Consider the following 18,313-nt stretch of genomic DNA (forward strand, 5'->3'; position numbering starts at 1 on the left):
GCGCAGGTCCGCCAATTACCTATCTAAAGTGTCCGGCAGCACCAGTGGGATGACGACTGTAGGATACTGCTCTTTTTTCAGCGGCCTAGGCTTCGATCGACTCGATTGTCCGGGTAATCAGCCGTTGTGAATCATCACCTTTAGACCATTCCGACACACCGATCCTCAACTCGGGAACAGGATTCTCACCAAGATCATGCAGTGCGCCTCCACGGCACTCGTTGGCGATCTGTTGCAGCAGATTTTCACCATCCTCTATAGCGGTCTCAGGCATCACGAGAAGAAACAGCTGATCTTCATAGCGGCCGATAACGTCTGCCCAGCGTAGGCGTTCACGCAGATATTGGGTCAATACCAGAATAGAGGTATCCGGTAATGCTCCCCCATCCTGGTCGGGATGGCTCAATCGCATTGCACCCAGAGTCAGCAAATTTCCGTAACGTCTGCTGCGGGTAACCTGCGCACTTATTGCCTGAATCGTGGCACGTCGATTGGCCATACCGGTAAGTTCATCGGTAATCGTGAGATCCTGCACCTGTCTGCGCAATTGATCGGTCTCACGTTGCGCCAGGATCAACTGGCTAATATCCTGATAGAAATGCAATCTTAATTGGGTATTCTCGCCATCCACGACCTCACGCACTTCGCGCTGCAGCCATCGTTCGCCTTCACCATTGAGTGAAAGGTGCAACATATCGGTCTCGTCAAACAGGGCATGCAGACTCTCAGGCAGTGTATTCTTGTCTTTGCCGATGAGCTCTTCACCGGACAGATCGAGCATCGCTTCCAATGCAGGATTCATCCATCGAATACAGACTTCACTGTCTATAGCCAGCATACCAGTAGGACAGACATCAAAAAGTTCTCGGTTAAAACTGATTTCGGCCATTATTCGATTCTCTCTCTATCATCCTGATGCGCAGCCTCGCAGGCTCGCACGAGTTTCAATACAGGTTCACAGACTCAACAATGTTGAACCTCAGAATGATTGAGCGGCTGACGAAAGTAATTCTTTAATTCTTCACATCCGGTGCTGCCGTGCTGGCCTGATATGCCCATTGAGAGAGAAAATCAGATTAACTGTCTGTAAATTCTTTGTTTTTCCTAACTCCTGCCAACTTGGGCAAGACAGTGAGCGCTTTACGATATCAGTTATAGACAGCCGTAATTCGCCACTGCAGACCCTGCAGGCTTAGGTGGGCGTGTACCGGGTTGTCATCCAGGTCGCCGATGCGTAACAACAGCCTGTCGGGACCATCAAAAAATGCATAGGTCATACGATCCAGAATACCGCCTTGCTCAGATTGTCGATTGTGCGATCGCAGTTGAGTAACAACCCACTGATTGTCGACCATGTGCTCAACCGCATCGGCGCCCATGCGCTGAATGCCGTTTTGTAACCAGTCGATAAAGCTATTCGAGACCTCCCCAATGGTGCTTTGCACATTCTTGTTGAGTTTGCGTTTGATCTGCTCCCTAATTGAGGCCAGATCGATCATCTCACTGAGCATCTGCTGATCATTTGTCTGGAGGGCCTGATCCAGACGATAGACCGCGGTATAGGGCCAGATCAGGAATGCGAGGGCGATCAGAAATAGTAGTGCAAAGAAGCCTTTCATATCGCGAATAGGTCTCTGTCCTGTTATTACAGGCAATCATGTTGTTACTCAAAAAATCGGGGATTGCTCTGCATGCAATCCCTTTCTCTTCTTATCAGTGCTTGGATCGACGTTGAGGGCGTTCTTCCCGGGGCTTTGCTTCGTTGACGCGTAGATTGCGCCCACCAACCTCTTTTTCATTCAGCGCCTTGATTGCGTTTTCGGCCGCCAATGAGTCTGGCATCTCGACAAATCCGAATCCTCTGGAGCGGCCTGAAAACTTGTCCATGATAACATTAGCACTGGAGACATCTCCAAACTCAGTGAAGAGCTGACGTAACTCATCGTCCTTAACACTCCAGGGCAGATTTCCTACATAAATATTCATCATCAAATCTCAAAATACGTGCATGTCCCAATTCATGCAGTCAAACAATCCAATGCACAAATCGTTTGAATGCAGGCTACAGCCAGCCCCTATTCCTGCTGAAGTTGACTGTCAAGGATCTATATCCTAATTCCCAGTGGTGACACTTTAGACTGTTTCGTCGTTTTCTGCAGCCTCCAGTTGCTCACTGATGGCCAACCAACGCCGTTCACACTCACTCAACTCTCTGTCTAAATCACTCTTTTCTTTAAGATTATGTTTTAAATCGTTTTTTAGCGATGGATCGTAGAGCGCCGGATCCGCCAGCACCTGATCCAACTGTTGTTGCCTGTGGTGTAGTTTTTCGATTTCTTGTTCAATTTTCAATTGTTGCCGGCGTAAAGGCTGAAGACGTTTTCGCTGCTCAGCCTGCTGGCGCTTTCTATCCTTTCTGGCCGCCGCAGTATGGCCGCTCGATTGTGAGTCGACCTGGATTCCGTTCGCACCGCTTCCGCTGCGACGTTCCGCTGCCAGCCATTGCGGGTAATCATCCAGGGATCCGGCGAAGGGCTCTACCTGACCACTAGACACCAGCCAAAACTCATCTGTGGTTATGCGTAACAGATGACGGTCATGGGAGACGATCACCATGGCCCCCTGATAATCCTGCAGCGCCTGACCCACGGCATAGCGCATCTCCAGATCGAGATGGTTGGTCGGCTCATCGAGCAGTAACAGGTTGGGGCGTTGGTAGACCAGCATAGCGAGTACCAGGCGGGCCTTCTCGCCACCGGAAAAGGGGGCCACCGGTTGTAACGACTGATCATCATGAAAGCCGAACCCACCCAGATAACTGCGCAGGGATTGCTCGCTGGCCTTGCGATCCAATCGTTGCAGATGGAGCAGCGGAGTGGCATCGGGATCCAGTTGCTCAAGCTGATGTTGAGCGAAATATCCTATCCGCAGCCCTTGTGACGGCGACCGCAAACCGGAGATAGGCTCGAGTTCTCCCGCCAGCAACTTGATCAGGGTCGATTTTCCTGCGCCATTCGGTCCCAACAGGCCGATGCGGTCACCCGGCGCCAGGTTGAATTGGACATCTCTCAGAATGGACTGCCCATCATAGCCCACCTCCAGATCACTCAGCCGAAGCAAGGGGTGTGGATTCTTGTCCGGCTCGGCAAAGCTGAAATGAAAGGGTGAATCCACATGGGCTGGGGCGATCACTTCCATACGCTGCAACGCCTTCAGGCGGCTCTGTGCCTGGCGTGCCTTGGTGGCTTTGGCACGAAACCGGTCGACGTAACGACGGATATGGGCAATCTCCCGTTGCTGTTTTTCATGGGCCGCCTGCTGATTGGCCAGGCGCGCGGCACGGGTATTCTCAAAGCCACTGTAGTTACTATTGTAGAGGATCGCCTGCTGATGCTCGATGTGGACGATATGATCTGTGACCTGATCGAGGAAGTCACGATCATGGGATATCAGCAGCAGGGTGCCTGCGTAGTTGCGTAACCAGTCCTCCAACCAGATCACTGCATCCAGATCCAGGTGGTTGGTAGGTTCGTCGAGCAGCAACATATCGGAGCGGCACATCAAGGCTTGCGCCAGATTGAGGCGTACCCGCCAACCCCCTGAAAAACGCTTGACCTGTTGTAGCTCATCCTCGGGTGAAAAACCCAGTCCATGCAGCAGCTCACCGGCACGGGCCTTGGCGCTGTATCCGTCAACATTGTGGAATGCCTCGTGTAACCGTGCCAGGGCGGCTCCGTCACCGGCCGCCTCGGCCGAGCACAGCTCCCGCTCGATTTCCCGCAGTCCTTGGTCACCATCGATGACATAATCGAGGGCAGATCGAGTCAGCGCCGGGGTTTCCTGTGCCACATGGGCGACCTCAATGTTCTGGGGCAGGGAAAGATTTCCTTCGTCTGCCTGCAATTCACCCAAGATCAGATCGAACAGGCTTGATTTACCACTGCCATTACCCCCGGTTATACCGACCTTCCACCCGGCATAGAGGGTAAAGTCCATCTGCCGCAAGAGCAGTTTGCTGCCGCGTCTGAGTGAAATGTGGTCGAACTGGATCATCCCGGGACACGCTGATGATTAACTCAGGATTTGCGGATGGTCAGGGTGCATCGCCTTGAGCGTCACTCCCAGCCCTTGATATCCTTCGCTTCGCCATCACCCCCTTCTGCACCATCGGCGCCGAGGGAATAGAGATCATAGTCACCGTGTTCACCGGGGAAACTGTATATATAGTGAGCCCCCCAGGGATCCTTGGGCAGTTTTCTCTTTTTCAGGTAAGGGCCATTCCAGTTTTCCACCCCATCGACACGCTCCACCAGCGCCCGCAGGCCGTGATGGCTGCGTGGATAATTCCCCGTGTCGAGACGATAGATATCCAACGCCGCTGAGAGCTCCTCCAATTGTACCCTGGCAGTCTTGCTTTTCGATTCACCCAGAGCATTCATCACCTTGGGGCCAACCAGCCCGGCCAGCATCGCAAGGATCGCCATGACCACCAGCAGTTCGATGAGGGTAAAACCGCTGTAGCGGTTCCGGCATGGAATCAATTTCATTATCAGACTCTCTTCGCTGTGGGTGGCTTCAGCCTACTTAACGTCATCAGAAAAAATTATACCAGCATTCATCGACCATGGTTCTATCCGAATTTTCTGGTGGAATGATATGCATCTCTGAACGGTCATTTACGCACGAAATGTGCAGACATCGCTCTATCCCTTCAGCGCAATGGGGTAGAATAGTCTCAAAACAGCAGTCCATACTTGAATTTACAGGGCCCGGGAGTGCCTGAATGAGCAAACACATATTACCTCATCATCTACGTTCGCAAGCAGTAGCGCTGGCGCACGATGTGCTGATGGTACCGATCGCCTGGCTCTTGGCATACTGGTTGCGTTACAACCTGGAGGTGGTACCTGCCGCCTATTACGAGGATGCCCTGGTGGGCCTGCTTTTCGTCCTGCCGATTCAACTCACTGCATTTCTGCTGTTTGGCCTCTATCGCGGTATCTGGCGCTTCGCCTCTCTGCCCGATATCGTGCGAATTCTGAAGGCGGTCGCGGTTGGTACCGTGGTCAGCGTGGCACTGTTGTTCATTTTCACCAGGGCGGGTGGCGTTCCGCGTTCTGTTCCGGTGATCCATGCGATCCTGCTGGTGATGCTTTTGAGCGGTCCGAGACTTATCTATCGCCTGCTCAAAGACCACCGTCTGGACTTGTCACCCGGTCAACGCGTCCTGATCGTGGGTTCGGGCAAGGCCGGCGAGATGCTTGCCAGGGATATCCGGCGCAATCGTCGGGGCGATTACACACCCGTTGCCTTTGTCGACGATAAAAGACGGCGCCAGAGCCGCGAGATCCATGGCATACCGGTATCCGGCACCTGTGACGATATCCCTCGGCTGTGTGAGGATCTGGCCATCGATATCGTAATGCTGGCTATCCCATCAGCCTCTTCCAGACAAATGCGGCGTGTGGTCGAGCTTTGTGAACGGGCGGATATCCCTTTCAGGTCAGTGCCGCAACTGAATGATCTGATATCCGGGAATGTGCAGATCAACAACCTGCGTACCGTATCCATCGAGGACCTGTTGGGGCGCGACCCTGTATCCCTCGACTGGGACAGCATCGACAGCGCACTCTCCGGCAAGGTGGTCCTGGTCACCGGTGCCGGTGGTTCGATCGGTTCCGAACTCTGTCGCCAGCTCGCCAAGATCAAGCCGGCCCGGCTGGTGTTGCTGGAGATCAGTGAATTCAACCTTTACACCATCGAAATGGAACTGCTCAGCGCCTTTCCAGACCTCTCCCTGGAGTGCCATCTCGGCGATATCATCGATCAGCCATTGGTGGAAAACCTATTCGCCCGGACAAGGCCCGAGGTGGTGTTTCACGCCGCCGCCTACAAACACGTCCCCATGCTGGAACACCAGCTGCGCCAGGCAGTGCGTAATAATATTCTGGGCACGCAAATCCTGGCACAGACCGCCGACCGCTTTAAATGTGGCGTCTTTGTTCTGGTCTCCACCGACAAGGCGGTCAATCCCGCCAATGTTATGGGAGCATGCAAACGGGGGGCGGAGATCTATTGCCAGAATCTGGATGCCCACTCTGACACAAGATTCATCACCGTACGTTTCGGTAACGTACTGGGATCCGCCGGCAGCGTAATCCCCCTGTTTCGCAAGCAGATCGAGGCGGGAGGGCCGGTCACCGTGACCGATCCCCGCATGGAACGCTATTTCATGACCATCCCGGAGGCCTGCCAGTTGATCATGCAGACAGTGGTACTGGGGAAGGGGGGTGAGATCTTCGTGCTGGACATGGGAGATCCAATCAAGATCAGCTATCTGGCGGAACAGATGATTCACCTGTCCGGCAGAACACCGGGTACAGACATCCTGATCGAATACATTGGCCTGCGTCCAGGCGAAAAGCTCTATGAGGAGCTATTCCACGAGAAGGAGCAGTTGCACAAAACGGATCATGCGAAGGTCTTTCTCGCCCATCATCGACAGGTTAACTGGTCTAGGCTCCTGGATAACCTCGAAAAAATGAAAGAAGCCTGCGACAATCATGAAACTGGTAAATTGAATTCCCTTCTGGATAAATTAGTGCCGGAGCATGCTGAACTCGAGAAGAGAGCCAATTCAACCCACGAGGCTACTGCTTGACTAGGCAACATGCCACACCCAGAAGAATCCCGCTGAATGATAAAGGACTGTCTCTCTTCATTTCATTAAATGATTTCAAATAATAAATCAGCCGGGCTAAGAAAACAGAAATTCTATAAAAGTGTAAAACCATTATTTTCAGGTACTAACTTGCCTCCCGAACAAAAACACAATGCGTAATATGTTCAATCTAATTACTGACAGGTTGCTGCGAAGAACATGGACTGAATCACAGATACGCATGCTTGTCGGAGAGTATCGCGAGTTATATCACGCCTATGCGACTGATGAATCTAACCGGGTCAACGCTGCATCAGGCGGGGCCGGGTCCGCACTCTTGATTTCACTCCTGGAGCAGGATGAGATCGATGGCGCGTTGGTTTGCAACACGGTTATTGAGAAAGCAAAGATCAGAGCGCATTTTTCAATTGCCACTTCTAAGCAAGAAATTCTTGATGCCCAAGGCAGTAAATATGTAGAAACCGCCTTTATGAAAGAGGCCCTGCCCCTGATTCGTCAATTTCATGGGCGCGTCGCCGTGGTCGGCCTGCCCTGTGATATTACAAATCTTACCCGGTGGATTGCGAAAGATAACGACATTTCCAATAAGGTCAAGCTGAAAATCGCTTTGGTATGCGGACATAATTCAAGGACCGAATTAATTGATGAGATCTCGCAACAGCTGATGAAAGAGGCTGCCAGCCCGTTGCGCTCTTATCGCTTTCGCAAAGGTCACTGGCGGGGCAAGCTGGAAGCCGAGTTTTTGAATGGAACCACCATCAGAAAACCATTCTCCTATTTCAGTCTTTATCAAAATCTCTACTTTTATTCGGAAAAGAAATGCCTCGTTTGCCATGATCATTTCGGTTATCAAGCTGATATTTCCCTCGGAGACGTGTGGGCCTACCGGTTTAAACAGGATCCGATAAAGAAAACGGGGGTAATAATACGCACCCAGCAAGGCATTGATTTGTGGAATAGCGCCAACCGCAGTGGAGCAATCACTGCAGAAGTCTTGGAGATAAGTGACATTCTGGATGGGCAGGCACGTACCGCCCCCTTCCACTACAATGTCAGCGCGAGGAATCGCGTGGCCCCAATGTTTGGCTATAAAATCCCGGACAATGTCAAGGCACGGGTTTCATGGCATGCTTGGCTCACCGCGCTGTTTACACTGTTTAACATGCGCTGGAGTGAATCATCGCAGTGGAACAAGTTGATATTCAAATTACCTCGCCCACTTCTAAAAGCCTACCTCTACCTTAGAAAAGGCATCGAAACCTTACCATGAAAACCATCTCAATCATTGCAGCAACAGTGAGTGGTAACCGGGGTGCTGAGGCCATGTTAACCACCACTATGGGAAGAATACGCGATCGCTATCCAGAGGCGAACTTCAACATCTACACCTATTATCCAAGGCGCGACCAGGAACTCATCAACGATTCGAGGATTCAAGTTTACAGTGCAGATCCCTTGTACCTGGTTACTGTGCTTCTACCCTGCTCACTTCTATTGATGTTGCTCAATAGTCTGCGTCTTAAAGTTTTGGCCAGGCTAATACCCGAATCCGCCCGCTCCCTTGGCAGCTCCGATGTCCTTATTGATCTAGCCGGCGTCGCTTTCATCGATGGCAGAGAAAAGTTTTTACCCTACAACGTTCTCACCCTGGTACCGGCATTCCTCCTCGATACGCCGGTGGTTAAGTTCTCTCAAGCCGCCGGGCCATTCAATAATCCGTTGAATCACTTCCTCGCCAGACATACCCTATCGAGAATCGATCAAATATTTGCCCGCGGAGCCACCACTCATCAACACTTGCAATCATTGTCACTGGATAACTGTTATGTCGAACCGGTTGCCGATGTGGCCTTTCTTCACCAGCCACAAGACATGATCAGCGACGAGAGTCGCCAGCAACTTGCCGCTCTCAGCAACAGACTACAGCGAGAAGGCAGGGAACTGATCGGCATCTGCCCCAGTAGCGTACTGGCAGCAATGTCACAGCGACAAGACAACAGTTACCATCACCAAATCGTGACACTTTGCCGCCAACTCCTAGCGCAAGGGTACGCCATACTTCTCTATCCAAACGCCACCCGTAAAGATGAAATGTCTAAGCTACGCAATAACGACCTGCCTGTGATCAGAGACATCGTTAACCAAGTGGAGGGTGACAACAACGGATCGGCGCCGATCTATTACGTTGATTTTGATGTCAATACACCAGGCATTAAATTGCTAATGAGCTATTGCAGGCTTGTGATGGTTTCCCGGTTTCACGCAATGATCGCCGCACTAGCCAGCGGCCAGCCTGTTATAGTATTGGGCTGGAGCCACAAATATCAGGAAGTGATGGATTATTTTAAGCTTGGAGATCTTGTCTTTGACTTCAGCCAGCTTAACTCCGAGCTCATGATGGAGACGATTCGACACACTCTGGATAACGAACCATCCATATGTCAAAAAATCAAAAAACAACAGGAACACGCAATGGCTTCAGCTTATAAACAGTTCGCCTATTTGTTTAACCTTCTTGATCAAGGCAAATCGTGCAAGTAAACATAAAAACTGCATTAAAGACACTATGGTGGGTGGTTGTCTTATGCTTCATTTTTTTCTTCCTGCTGGGCAATCTCCACCGCGTGGTTGACGTTGTGAAGCTTCTTCCGATTGATATAATTGTCTACTCCCTGCTCTCACTTACCACCGGTAAACTGCTGTTGGTAGCAATCATGCACCAGTCGTTACTCCACTATAAAGTCAATTTTTTGTTTTCCCAAAGCTTCAGTATCTACAATATTACGCAACTGGGAAAATACATACCCGGCTCGATATGGCAGTTTGTTGGTAAAATCGGGATGTATAAATCGGCAGGCCTCGATAACAAGACCATACGTGACACCATATTGCTAGAAACATTCTGGGTCGTATTCAGCGCCTTCATCTTTGGTCTATTGCTTATCAGTTTCACGCAATATCAACTCTTGATTACACTAACTAAAAAAATCCCATTAATCATCCTACTGGCAATACTGGGCACTACTTTATTTCTCTTGTTGCTACCACAGTTGAATCACCATCGCAAGAGGCTGCATGATTACTGTCGGCGATTGTTGTTCACGCCCCTATCCTTTATAACTGCACTGCTGATATGGCTGGTACTCGGGTTTGCTTTTTGGATCACTTTGACACCTTTCTCAGCATCCGAGATTGGTCTTGTTTTTATTATTGGGCTCTATGCATTCAGTTATGCGATAGGATTTGCTGTACCTTTCGCTCCCGCCGGAATCGGCATCCGCGAATCGGTTCTGGTGCTTGGCCTGGCACCTTTTCTAGATATAAACACTGCAATAATCTTAGCCGCGCTTAACAGGGTTTTTTATATCTTTATCGAAATTATTTTAGCTGCCCTGTCAGTAACAATCTCCCCACACTCATCCGCGGACGCCTCAAAATCATGACCATGGACCCTTGTGGCTACATAGTCAGTTAACATCACTTTCATCCACTAGAGGGTTAAGGGACTGTTTCCAGACTTAGCATGGTCAGTTTTGACACCCATTCCAGTCGATTTTCGCAGCACGGCCGGCAGCTCAAAAAGAATAAGAAAATTGAAGCCAATATAGAGAAGCAGCAACGGCATAATCGGTATAAAATGGCGGAACTGGCCGATAACCGGACTTTGGGTGAATTCATCGAACAGGGCAAGTACGCCCAACCGCGTTGCTATGCCTATGATCGCAATCAAGGCACCCCACAGCAAAAGGCTTCTATATCCCTTGAAAAGAAAGGCAATACAGGCCATCGCAAATACCAAGGAGGCAAACAACGTAAGATAGACAAGTGCATGATTGTACAATTTACCGATTTTTTTAAAGGCATTGATTTTAAACCGGTCAATCCAAAATAACTGCTGGTTACTTTGTTTCTGCTTAACCGAGTCGATATGCAGATGCATTCCTGCTCTCTTCAAGTCAGCCCCGGGACGAATCAATGCCTGGTCGAATTTAGTATGCTCACCACCAGACATAACCAATAGTTCGCACTGACCACCTTTACACGGTCCTTCCACGTTAAATCGCGACAAGGCAGAATCTGCATTGTCTTTAAAGTGGCGCTGCACATCCCTGCTCGACTTCAAGCTGAAACGATTGGTATAGGCAGCAAATGGCTTGGGCACAATCGCGATATATTTTTCCTGGCTATCTGAAATCAACCACCCGGAAACCGAGTAATGATCCCGCTGTGCTTTCTCTATGATGGCTGTATTCGACAACCTCTTAAACACCTCGAGTCTCTCATCCGGACCGTGCGCAGCGCCATAGCTAGGCAGGCGTCCGTGTAAGCCTGATACCATATAATTCACGAAGGCTGGCAATTTTGCCAGATAGTCGTCTATCCTCTCTAACCTGATCGGATAGCGGAGAGGCCAGACTGTACGCGAACAGTCCAGTCGTCCGCTGCTGCATCCCCTTTGCAACTCTTCACTGATTTCGCTGTACACCGATCTCATCTTATCCGGGCTTTGGTAATAACCCTCAGCGGCGAGAGCATCTCGCAATGCCCAGAAAATGTAACCGCCACCGATCTCGTTGCATGCCTCTGCGTGCCGTTTGCACATCAGACCACCCCATTGCTTGCCCAGGCTCCCTTGCAGATGGGGTTGAAACCTGGCCAGTGCGGGGCTCACATCGAACATTTGAGTTAGTGACTTGTGAGTCACATCGACAAAGGGCTTTTCCTCATCAGTACGCACACTCTTCATCAACTTAAATGTGGTTTTAAACTCCTTAACTGCGCTGTCTTTGATTCCGAAATGTCCATATTTCAGGTAATTCATACTCAATACCGCTGAAATTGGTATTGCCATACCCAATAACAGTAATGGCAATACCTTACCCATCAACAGCACTACTCTCTGTCTATCCGGCTGGTAGAACAGGAGAGTAAATGCAACCGCTAACAAGGGATAGAGCCAAATCGTCTCTTCCCGGGAAAGATAGAGTGCCGCCAAGCCCAAACCCAGCAGAAACGCGTGAGATGACCTAACACTCCCCGATACGGTTCGCATCGAAATCATGTAGTAAAAACCGGCAATGACCAAAAACACTATTGCCGCATAGAACCAACCCCGCTCCACACTAGCGTGATGATAGGGATTGAAAAGTAAGAGCATAAATGGCACTAGGGCAAGATAGGGGTTGACTCTTGCCTTTATCAAAGCCAGGTAGAGAATCAGGCAGGCCACAATGTAGATTGCGTGCTCCATGGTCTTGAACTGTAAACCCAGTAAATAGTTTGCGGCAATATACAGAGGATAGAGCGGTGCCTTCACCAATGTCAGTTTGTCGTAGTCACCCAACCACTGTCCGGACACCACACTCTCCGCCAAGCGTATGAACAATGCATCGTCATAGGTACCGTGGGCATGCGCGGTTATTGGCAGTCCAGCGGTCAACCAATAGCGAATCAATGCCGAGGCGACAACGAAGATAAGCAATGCAAGGCCAAACCGGCCAAGCGACCGTAGATAGGAGCGATTACCCATTAGTTCGTTTTATAATGGTCCGTTAACCATCGGTTAATCGATTGTGCTTTGAATGATAAAAGCAAACCAAGCAGTACTCCGAGAATAGAAACCGCAGCAGGAACTGCATAGTGGGTCGGAGAATAGATGAAACCAACTCTGCTGTTGCCGCGTACCGGCACTGCAGGCATCACCCCATTGAAGAGCGCAGGTTCCACCTTTTTCCCATTAACCAAGCATGACCAGCCGGGATACATCCTAACCGGGATGACCACCCATCCGGATTCATCCCCAATGTACTCAAACTGCATCGAGGTGTCGCTATAACTCTTCAGCCTAAGCTGATCGTATTGGGCATCGGATATACCACTAAGGGATGATATGAAATAGGCACTACCGTTGACTAGCCTGTTTTCCACCAGAACCACCCCAGGTTCCAGCTCACGCACAATATATGAATCATTATCACCGCTCAATACTTTCCGATAGATATAAGCATTTGTGCGTCTGTATCCACGCAAGCCCAACACCCTTTCGCTTAACCTGTTTCCCACTTGTAACTGTAATAGCGGAGAGTTCGAAGGATAAACCACTGCACTGAGAGAAGCAGACGCACTCTCCCCTTCCACAAGGACTTCCAGCTCATAGCTTCCCTTGTCCAGTAAAATCTGGCTGGGGAATCTACACCTAAAATATGCCTCCACCGAATCAAGCTGCAATGAGCATGGCGCAGTTTCGGTTAGTAGTTCAGTACCCATCCACAGCTTTAGCCTAACACCAAGCCTGTTATCAACATTGACACTCTCCAAGCGCAACTCTAATTCATCAAACGAGACATGTTGCTGCAATTCGACGAGCTGAACAACCCTCTCCCCTGTCAGACTCAAGCCACTACTCTCACCTTGACTTAGATCAATCGTATCAAAAACATGCTTTTGCTCAACTTTTCCCCCATGTATCGTTTCATCTGAACAGAGTACATACCTGACACCCAGATAGGCCAGAAACAACGGATTTGCAAAATTAACCTGGCTGCACAAAAAGGCCGATGCCGTAGGCGTTATAAAAGGCCTGGTAATGGCCCCTTCAAGGAGCCGCTTCTCTGCCGGTGTATGAAAACCATGGGCATACCACTCTGAAAGACCGTAGGCCGATACCACCCCCGATACGATATATCCGCGGTCGGCTATCACGTTTTGAAGCGGCTCAATCCTGCCCCTGACATAATCGATCGTGGCAGTAGCCGGATAGACCGTGTCCGCTTTTACATGACCCACCAGCGATTGAAACACCCGGCGCTGGTCAACCACCTGAACAGCCAGCAGAAGTAATAAAACCATGGTGGCCCAACCCGGCGCTTTTTTACCGATACGCTGGTAAGCGGTAGAGAGCACCAAGACACTGAGTAACGACAAGCCAAGTCCAATGATAAGAATCAGCCTGTTAATCATACTGGTCCCGATCAGAGGGATCTGCCTGATGTAATCCATGGGAATCCAGGCGAAGGCCAATGGCGCAATCAGTAAAACCAGCGACACTCCCCATGCATATCTCCATTCCAAACGACGTCTCAGGGTGAGCCATAGAGCCGGAAGAAAGAGTATCAGCGGAATCAAGCCCACATATCCTGTCCTGCCCAGGGTTAGCGGTCCCTCCCTGAACGGCTGAACATAGAGCAGCAGATCCTGGGCCTTACGAAAGGCGCTGCCCCCCCTGCGATAGCTTAGATCGAGACGCCCCAGAGACTCGTCCAGGCAATAGAGAAACAGCATGGCCATCATCAATGACAGGAGTATTCCCGCCACACCCAATGCACCTCTGAGTATAACCACTCGATACGTATTTCGCGAAAACAGTGACCAACTGAGAAACAGCAGCAGCAAGGCGATATAGCCATAGACGGCTACCGTTGGGAAACCACCTAGAATCATCAATGTCGAGGCGATGGCCAACCAGGGCACATGTTTGGCATCGCCCGTCTGCGCGATGCGTACGGCAAAGAAGAGCACCCACGGAATCCAGATACTGGTATTCACATGATGCCAAAGGAACCATGAGGTGTTAAAGCCGGAATAGCTGAAGGCAACCGCACCGAGCAAAGCTGCCAGGCGATTTCCTGTCAAGCTCGCAAACAGTAAATAGCTCCCGATAGAGACGATGAGGAGATTCACCAATGCGGAGGTATACAATCCGACCGCCTCGTTACTGAATAATGCATATGCGGCAAAGGCCGGAGTCAAAATCGATCGGGTAACCAATAGTAACAGAGGGTTTCCGCCAAGCACGTGGGGATTCCATAGAGGCAGTTCTCCCTGGCGCAGTTTTTCCCGGGCGTAACGCCAGGATGGTAGTTTGGCATCGAGCACATCAGAGTGCTTGCGGTGCTTAACCGGGCTTTCGATCCCAGTATTCTTCCAACCTGGAAATTGGACAAGAAAATCGAAGGGCGCAATGGTTTCACCGACCAGGGGATTCGCACCCAGCATGACGACCGCAATCAAAACCAGCGCCAGCAAGGGTGCAGAACGTTGAGCAAGCAGAGAAAGCGGCCAGGACGGTCTGTTCATCGACTGGCCAATTCCTTTACCTGCATTGGCTCTAGCACCGTCCCATAAAAAGCCATCAAGCAACGCTCTTTTGCCATGAAGCCGGATTCGATAAACAAACAGCAGTCACCTATAAGAGTTTTGATCCTTGGCATCCTGCTCATTGTTACTCTCCATCCACTACATCGGCATATTAAGGAAACTCTGATTAAGTCCCAACATTTGCGATAATACTCGAACTGTTTTGAACGGGTTGATATTGATGAAACAACAAACCTTTGCAACGGGCGATTTTGAGCGCTATCGCAAGCCAACCCGGCGAGAGAAGTTTCTTGCCGAGATGGATAGTGTCGTACCCTGGAGCCAACTGTGTAAGGTTATCGAGCCTTTCTACCCCAGGGCCGGTAATGGTCGACCTCCCATTGGCCTGGAGCGCATGCTGCGCATCTACTTTCTGCAGCACTGGTTCAATCTGTCTGACCCCGGTGCTGAAGAGGCGTTGTATGAATCCCGGTCCATGTGCCGATTTGTCGGCATCGATCTCGGGCGCGAGCCGGTTCCGCAGGATCAGGGGTGGATGCCAGCATTATCAATGCACCGAATTCGACCAAGAACAAAGAGAAATCGCGAGACCCGGAGATGCACCAGGCCAAGAAAGGCAACCAGTGGTACTTTGGAATGAAGGCGCACATTGGCGTCGACAGCAAAACCAAAATCATCCATTCGGTGGCGGCGACGGCCGCCAATGTTCACGATTCGCAAGTACTTGGGGATCTGTTACACGGTGATGAGACACGCATCTGGGGCGACTCGGCCTATGCAGGCCAGGGTGAAGCGATTCAACGTAGCGCACCCAGCGCCAAGGATTTTACTCAGGCGAAAGGCAGCCGGCATAAACCGCTGTCTGATGACGACAGATTGCGCAACCGTACCAAGTCGAAAGTCAGAGCGAAGGTCGAGCGTGTATTTGGATTCACCAAGGTCCGATATCGCGGCCTCGCCAAGAATGCGAACGCCTTGTTTGTTCTCAGTGCACTGACCAATCTGTACCTTGCACGGCGGAAGCTGAAGTGCCTGGCATAGGATTAGTGCGCCTGATGGACCAGACTGGGACAGAATGCCAGCTGGATTTTGCTCGAAATGAGCGAAATATCGCTCAAGAAGTGATTTCATAGCGAAAAACATGAGTACTTTTGAATGGTTGGATGTTTTTCATGACTTATTCAGACGTTCCTTAATTTAATGAAGACTGGTACAAGCCCTATTCGTCCTCGTTGGGGCGGTATGGGAGAGTTGACTCTTAACGATGGGAGTTATCAAGCGGCCGAGCAACGACAGGCAGCGAAAAGGCGGGATCGTCAGGCCCTGGCTTTCCAGTTGTTCGATCACTTCCTGCCAACTGGCTTCCGACTCACGATAACCATCCACGACCGCCAGCACTTCCTTACGACCGGTATCGTCTGATCCCACGACGACCAGCAGGCACAACCGGTCATCCATCCGGACGTTGCTGTATACGCCATCAGCCCAGACATAGACGTAGCAACGCCGACTCAGATCACGCTGGCGCCACCGGTCGTAGTCGGCCTCCCAGCTGGCCTTGAGGCGGCTGACCGTGCCAGCGGACAAGCCACCGGCACCTTCGCCCAGCAGCGCTTCCAGCGCCGATTGCATATCACCCGTCGAAACACCCTTCAGGTACAGCCACGGGATGAACTCCTCGATGTTCTGCGTCCGCTTCAGATACGGCGGCACCAGCTTGCTGTTGAACTTGATCCCCTGGCCCGAGCGATCCCGCACCTTCGGCACTTTGACCGCGACGTCACCCAGCCCCGTCTGGATCGTCCGCTCCGGCAGGTGGCCATTGCGCACCACCGCCTGCTGACCTTCCACTGTCTGCTCAGCATACTGCGACAGCAATTCAGCCAGTTCAGCTTCGATGGCCTGCGCCAGCAGCTGCCGTGCCCCTTCCTTCAATAGCTCGCCCAGCGCATCTCCAGTTGGTGCTCTCAGTGCGACAACGTTACTATCATTCATGCGGTGTACATCTCCTGTTGGTTGTTGATCCGCCAAGATCAATCAACAGGGTACACCGCTTCTTCAATCAGCCCGTACACCAGAAATCAGCATAGCTCGATAACGTAAATTATCACGTGCACATATTTTGAGGGGGTGGCTCCGGTCTGTTAAAACTGTAATCGCCAAACCACAGTACAGACCATAAGGAACCACCATGGAAAAAGATAGCACGAAACCGATGAGCAAAGTGATCCGGATTGATGAGAGCGAGATCCGAACCCATTTAGATGAAATGGTTAGGGGCACGGTTGAAGAGACCTTGAATCAGATGCTGGATGCAGAAGCTGATGAGATGTGCCGGGCGCGGCGTTATGAGCACTCGCCGGATCGCATCGATACGCGAGCTGGCCACTATAAGCGCAAGTTACACACGAAAGCCGGCGAGGTCGAGGTCAAGATGCCGCGTTTACGCCAGCAAACCTTTGAAACCGCTATTATAGAGCGGTATCGGCGTCGAGATATCTCGATTGAGGAAGCCATCGTACAGATGTACCTGGCCGGGGTATCGGTACGCCGAGTCGAGGATATCACCGAGGCCCTATGGGGTACTCGGGTATCATCAGGTACCGTCTCCAAGCTCAACCAGAAGGTCTACCAGCACATTGAGCGCTGGCGGACCCAGCCCATCGAAGGTGAGTATGCTTACGTCTACTTGGACGGTATCGTACTGAAACGCAGCTGGGGCGGCGAGATCAAGAACGTGTCCGTGTTGGCAGCCATCGGCGTAGATCAAGCGGGTTTTCGCCGTGTTCTGGGCGTACAGGAAGGGCATAAAGAAGACAAATCAGGCTGGCTGGGTTTTCTCAAATATCTCAAGAAACGCGGCCTGAAGGGTGTCAGGTTAATTATATCCGACGCCTGCATGGGTCTGAGTGAAGCGGCAGCCGAGGTCTTTCCTGAAGCCGACTGGCAACGCTGTGTGGTGCATTTTTATCGCAACGTATTCTCCCACACGCCCCGTAGCAAGATGCGAGAGGTTTCGGCGATGCTCAAGGCCATCCATGCGCAGGAGAGCCGAGAGGCGGCAGCAAGCAAGGCTCAGGACGTCGTTGAAAAACTCAAAGCGAAGAAACTCGGTACAGCGGCTGAGCAGGTAGAGACAGCGATCCATGAGACGTTGACCTACTATGCTTACCCACCGCAGCATTGGCTGAAGCTGAAGACCAACAACCCAATGGAGCGATTACTCAAGGAAGCCAGGCGTCGCACCAAGGTGGTGGGTGCTTTTCCTGACGGACACTCAGCCCTAATGTTGGTTGCTGCACGATTGCGTCATGTATCCGCGACCACTTGGGGAACCCGTAAGTACATGAATATGGATTTATTGAAAGAGAAGGATCAAGAAGCTGCTTTCTCAGCAGCCTGAGTAGCAACCGGAGCCATCACCAAAGAAAAAGTGCGCAAGATAATTGACACTACCGAAAATCCGCTGGAGTGACAAAGCATTGAACGACTTCAAGTATAATATTCGTCGTCTGACGAAACGCTCTTGGGGTA

Annotated in this window: 12 protein-coding genes and 2 pseudogenes; 6 read left to right on the forward strand and 8 right to left on the reverse strand. The window is 51.0% G+C overall.

What is annotated here, in order from left to right; all coding sequences use genetic code 11:
• Nucleotides 1-85: 85 nt before the first annotated feature.
• The 5 genes from CODIS_RS11705 to gspG all read right to left on the reverse strand — a co-directional run bounded on the left by CODIS_RS11705 (nucleotide 86) and on the right by gspG (nucleotide 4,547).
• Nucleotides 86-889 (reverse strand): GGDEF domain-containing protein, encoded by an 804-nt coding sequence (locus CODIS_RS11705; RefSeq protein WP_069125032.1) that lies wholly within the window; start codon nucleotides 887-889, stop codon nucleotides 86-88.
• 259 nt (nucleotides 890-1,148) lie between these two features.
• A complete protein-coding gene (locus CODIS_RS11710; protein ID WP_069125035.1) occupies nucleotides 1,149-1,619 on the reverse strand; it encodes a DUF2939 domain-containing protein in 471 nt (156 codons plus the stop codon).
• 94 nt (nucleotides 1,620-1,713) lie between these two features.
• Nucleotides 1,714-1,986, reverse strand: coding sequence for an RNA recognition motif domain-containing protein (locus CODIS_RS11715; protein ID WP_069125038.1), 273 nt, complete (start codon nucleotides 1,984-1,986; stop codon nucleotides 1,714-1,716).
• A gap of 147 nt (nucleotides 1,987-2,133) precedes the next feature.
• Nucleotides 2,134-4,053, reverse strand: a complete 1,920-nt coding sequence (locus CODIS_RS11720) for an ATP-binding cassette domain-containing protein (RefSeq protein WP_069125041.1) — start codon at nucleotides 4,051-4,053, stop codon at nucleotides 2,134-2,136.
• Between the two features lie 62 nt (nucleotides 4,054-4,115).
• The gene (gene gspG / locus CODIS_RS11725) at nucleotides 4,116-4,547 is read right to left on the reverse strand and encodes a type II secretion system major pseudopilin GspG (RefSeq protein ID WP_069125045.1); all 432 of its coding nucleotides are present in this window, start codon (nucleotides 4,545-4,547) and stop codon (nucleotides 4,116-4,118) included.
• Between the two features lie 236 nt (nucleotides 4,548-4,783).
• Between gspG and CODIS_RS11730 the strand changes: the two genes are divergently transcribed.
• The 4 genes from CODIS_RS11730 (at nucleotide 4,784) to CODIS_RS11745 (ending at nucleotide 10,125) form a co-directional block, all read left to right on the forward strand.
• On the forward strand, nucleotides 4,784-6,661 hold the full coding sequence (locus CODIS_RS11730) for a polysaccharide biosynthesis protein (protein ID WP_069125055.1): 1,878 nt from the start codon (nucleotides 4,784-4,786) through the stop codon (nucleotides 6,659-6,661).
• 241 nt (nucleotides 6,662-6,902) lie between these two features.
• Nucleotides 6,903-7,952 (forward strand): Coenzyme F420 hydrogenase/dehydrogenase, beta subunit C-terminal domain, encoded by a 1,050-nt coding sequence (locus tag CODIS_RS11735; protein WP_162420205.1) that lies wholly within the window; start codon nucleotides 6,903-6,905, stop codon nucleotides 7,950-7,952.
• Nucleotides 7,949-9,223 carry a polysaccharide pyruvyl transferase family protein gene (locus CODIS_RS11740; protein ID WP_069125058.1) on the forward strand — a complete coding sequence of 425 codons (1,275 nt, stop codon included), beginning with the start codon at nucleotides 7,949-7,951 and terminating at the stop codon, nucleotides 9,221-9,223. The genes CODIS_RS11735 and CODIS_RS11740 overlap by 4 nt, the downstream gene beginning before the upstream one ends.
• A complete protein-coding gene (locus CODIS_RS11745; protein ID WP_069125059.1) occupies nucleotides 9,214-10,125 on the forward strand; it encodes a hypothetical protein in 912 nt (303 codons plus the stop codon). Before CODIS_RS11740 ends, CODIS_RS11745 begins: the two co-directional genes overlap by 10 nt.
• A gap of 47 nt (nucleotides 10,126-10,172) precedes the next feature.
• Here the strand turns inward: CODIS_RS11745 and CODIS_RS11750 are convergent, their stop codons facing one another.
• Both CODIS_RS11750 and CODIS_RS11755 read right to left on the reverse strand, forming a co-directional pair.
• Nucleotides 10,173-12,212, reverse strand: coding sequence for a hypothetical protein (locus tag CODIS_RS11750; protein ID WP_069125062.1), 2,040 nt, complete (start codon nucleotides 12,210-12,212; stop codon nucleotides 10,173-10,175).
• Nucleotides 12,212-14,758 (reverse strand): hypothetical protein, encoded by a 2,547-nt coding sequence (locus CODIS_RS11755; RefSeq protein WP_069125064.1) that lies wholly within the window; start codon nucleotides 14,756-14,758, stop codon nucleotides 12,212-12,214. The genes CODIS_RS11750 and CODIS_RS11755 overlap by 1 nt, the downstream gene beginning before the upstream one ends.
• Nucleotides 14,759-14,999: 241 nt before the next feature.
• On the opposite strand from CODIS_RS11755, the pseudogene CODIS_RS11760 reads away from it, so the two are divergent.
• Nucleotides 15,000-15,820 (forward strand): annotated as a pseudogene (locus tag CODIS_RS11760) (IS5 family transposase).
• A gap of 264 nt (nucleotides 15,821-16,084) precedes the next feature.
• On the opposite strand, the pseudogene CODIS_RS11765 reads toward CODIS_RS11760, so the two are convergent.
• Nucleotides 16,085-16,774, reverse strand: a pseudogene (locus tag CODIS_RS11765) (IS256 family transposase); the annotation flags it as partial.
• Between the two features lie 220 nt (nucleotides 16,775-16,994).
• On the opposite strand from CODIS_RS11765, the gene CODIS_RS11770 reads away from it, so the two are divergent.
• Complete coding sequence (locus tag CODIS_RS11770; protein WP_069125129.1) at nucleotides 16,995-18,182, forward strand: IS256 family transposase; 1,188 nt, start codon at nucleotides 16,995-16,997, stop codon at nucleotides 18,180-18,182.
• The last annotated feature ends 131 nt before the right edge of the window (nucleotides 18,183-18,313 follow it).

This window comes from Candidatus Thiodiazotropha endolucinida (genome assembly GCF_001715975.1).
GTDB classification, from domain to species: domain Bacteria; phylum Pseudomonadota; class Gammaproteobacteria; order Chromatiales; family Chromatiaceae; genus Thiodiazotropha; species Thiodiazotropha endolucinida.

What these genes read in the sequence shown, in the direction of transcription:
- CODIS_RS11705 (WP_069125032.1), bottom strand. Translation starts at nt 889, where the DNA reads ATGGCCGAAATCAGTTTTAACCGAGAACTTTTTGATGTCTGTCCTACT.
- CODIS_RS11710 (WP_069125035.1), bottom strand. Translation starts at nt 1,619, where the DNA reads ATGAAAGGCTTCTTTGCACTACTATTTCTGATCGCCCTCGCATTCCTG.
- CODIS_RS11715 (WP_069125038.1), bottom strand. Translation starts at nt 1,986, where the DNA reads ATGAATATTTATGTAGGAAATCTGCCCTGGAGTGTTAAGGACGATGAG.
- CODIS_RS11720 (WP_069125041.1), bottom strand. Translation starts at nt 4,053, where the DNA reads ATGATCCAGTTCGACCACATTTCACTCAGACGCGGCAGCAAACTGCTC.
- gspG (WP_069125045.1), bottom strand. Translation starts at nt 4,547, where the DNA reads ATGAAATTGATTCCATGCCGGAACCGCTACAGCGGTTTTACCCTCATC.
- CODIS_RS11730 (WP_069125055.1), top strand. Translation starts at nt 4,784, where the DNA reads ATGAGCAAACACATATTACCTCATCATCTACGTTCGCAAGCAGTAGCG.
- CODIS_RS11735 (WP_162420205.1), top strand. Translation starts at nt 6,903, where the DNA reads ATGCTTGTCGGAGAGTATCGCGAGTTATATCACGCCTATGCGACTGAT.
- CODIS_RS11740 (WP_069125058.1), top strand. Translation starts at nt 7,949, where the DNA reads ATGAAAACCATCTCAATCATTGCAGCAACAGTGAGTGGTAACCGGGGT.
- CODIS_RS11750 (WP_069125062.1), bottom strand. Translation starts at nt 12,212, where the DNA reads ATGGGTAATCGCTCCTATCTACGGTCGCTTGGCCGGTTTGGCCTTGCA.
- CODIS_RS11755 (WP_069125064.1), bottom strand. Translation starts at nt 14,758, where the DNA reads ATGAACAGACCGTCCTGGCCGCTTTCTCTGCTTGCTCAACGTTCTGCA.
- CODIS_RS11770 (WP_069125129.1), top strand. Translation starts at nt 16,995, where the DNA reads ATGAGCAAAGTGATCCGGATTGATGAGAGCGAGATCCGAACCCATTTA.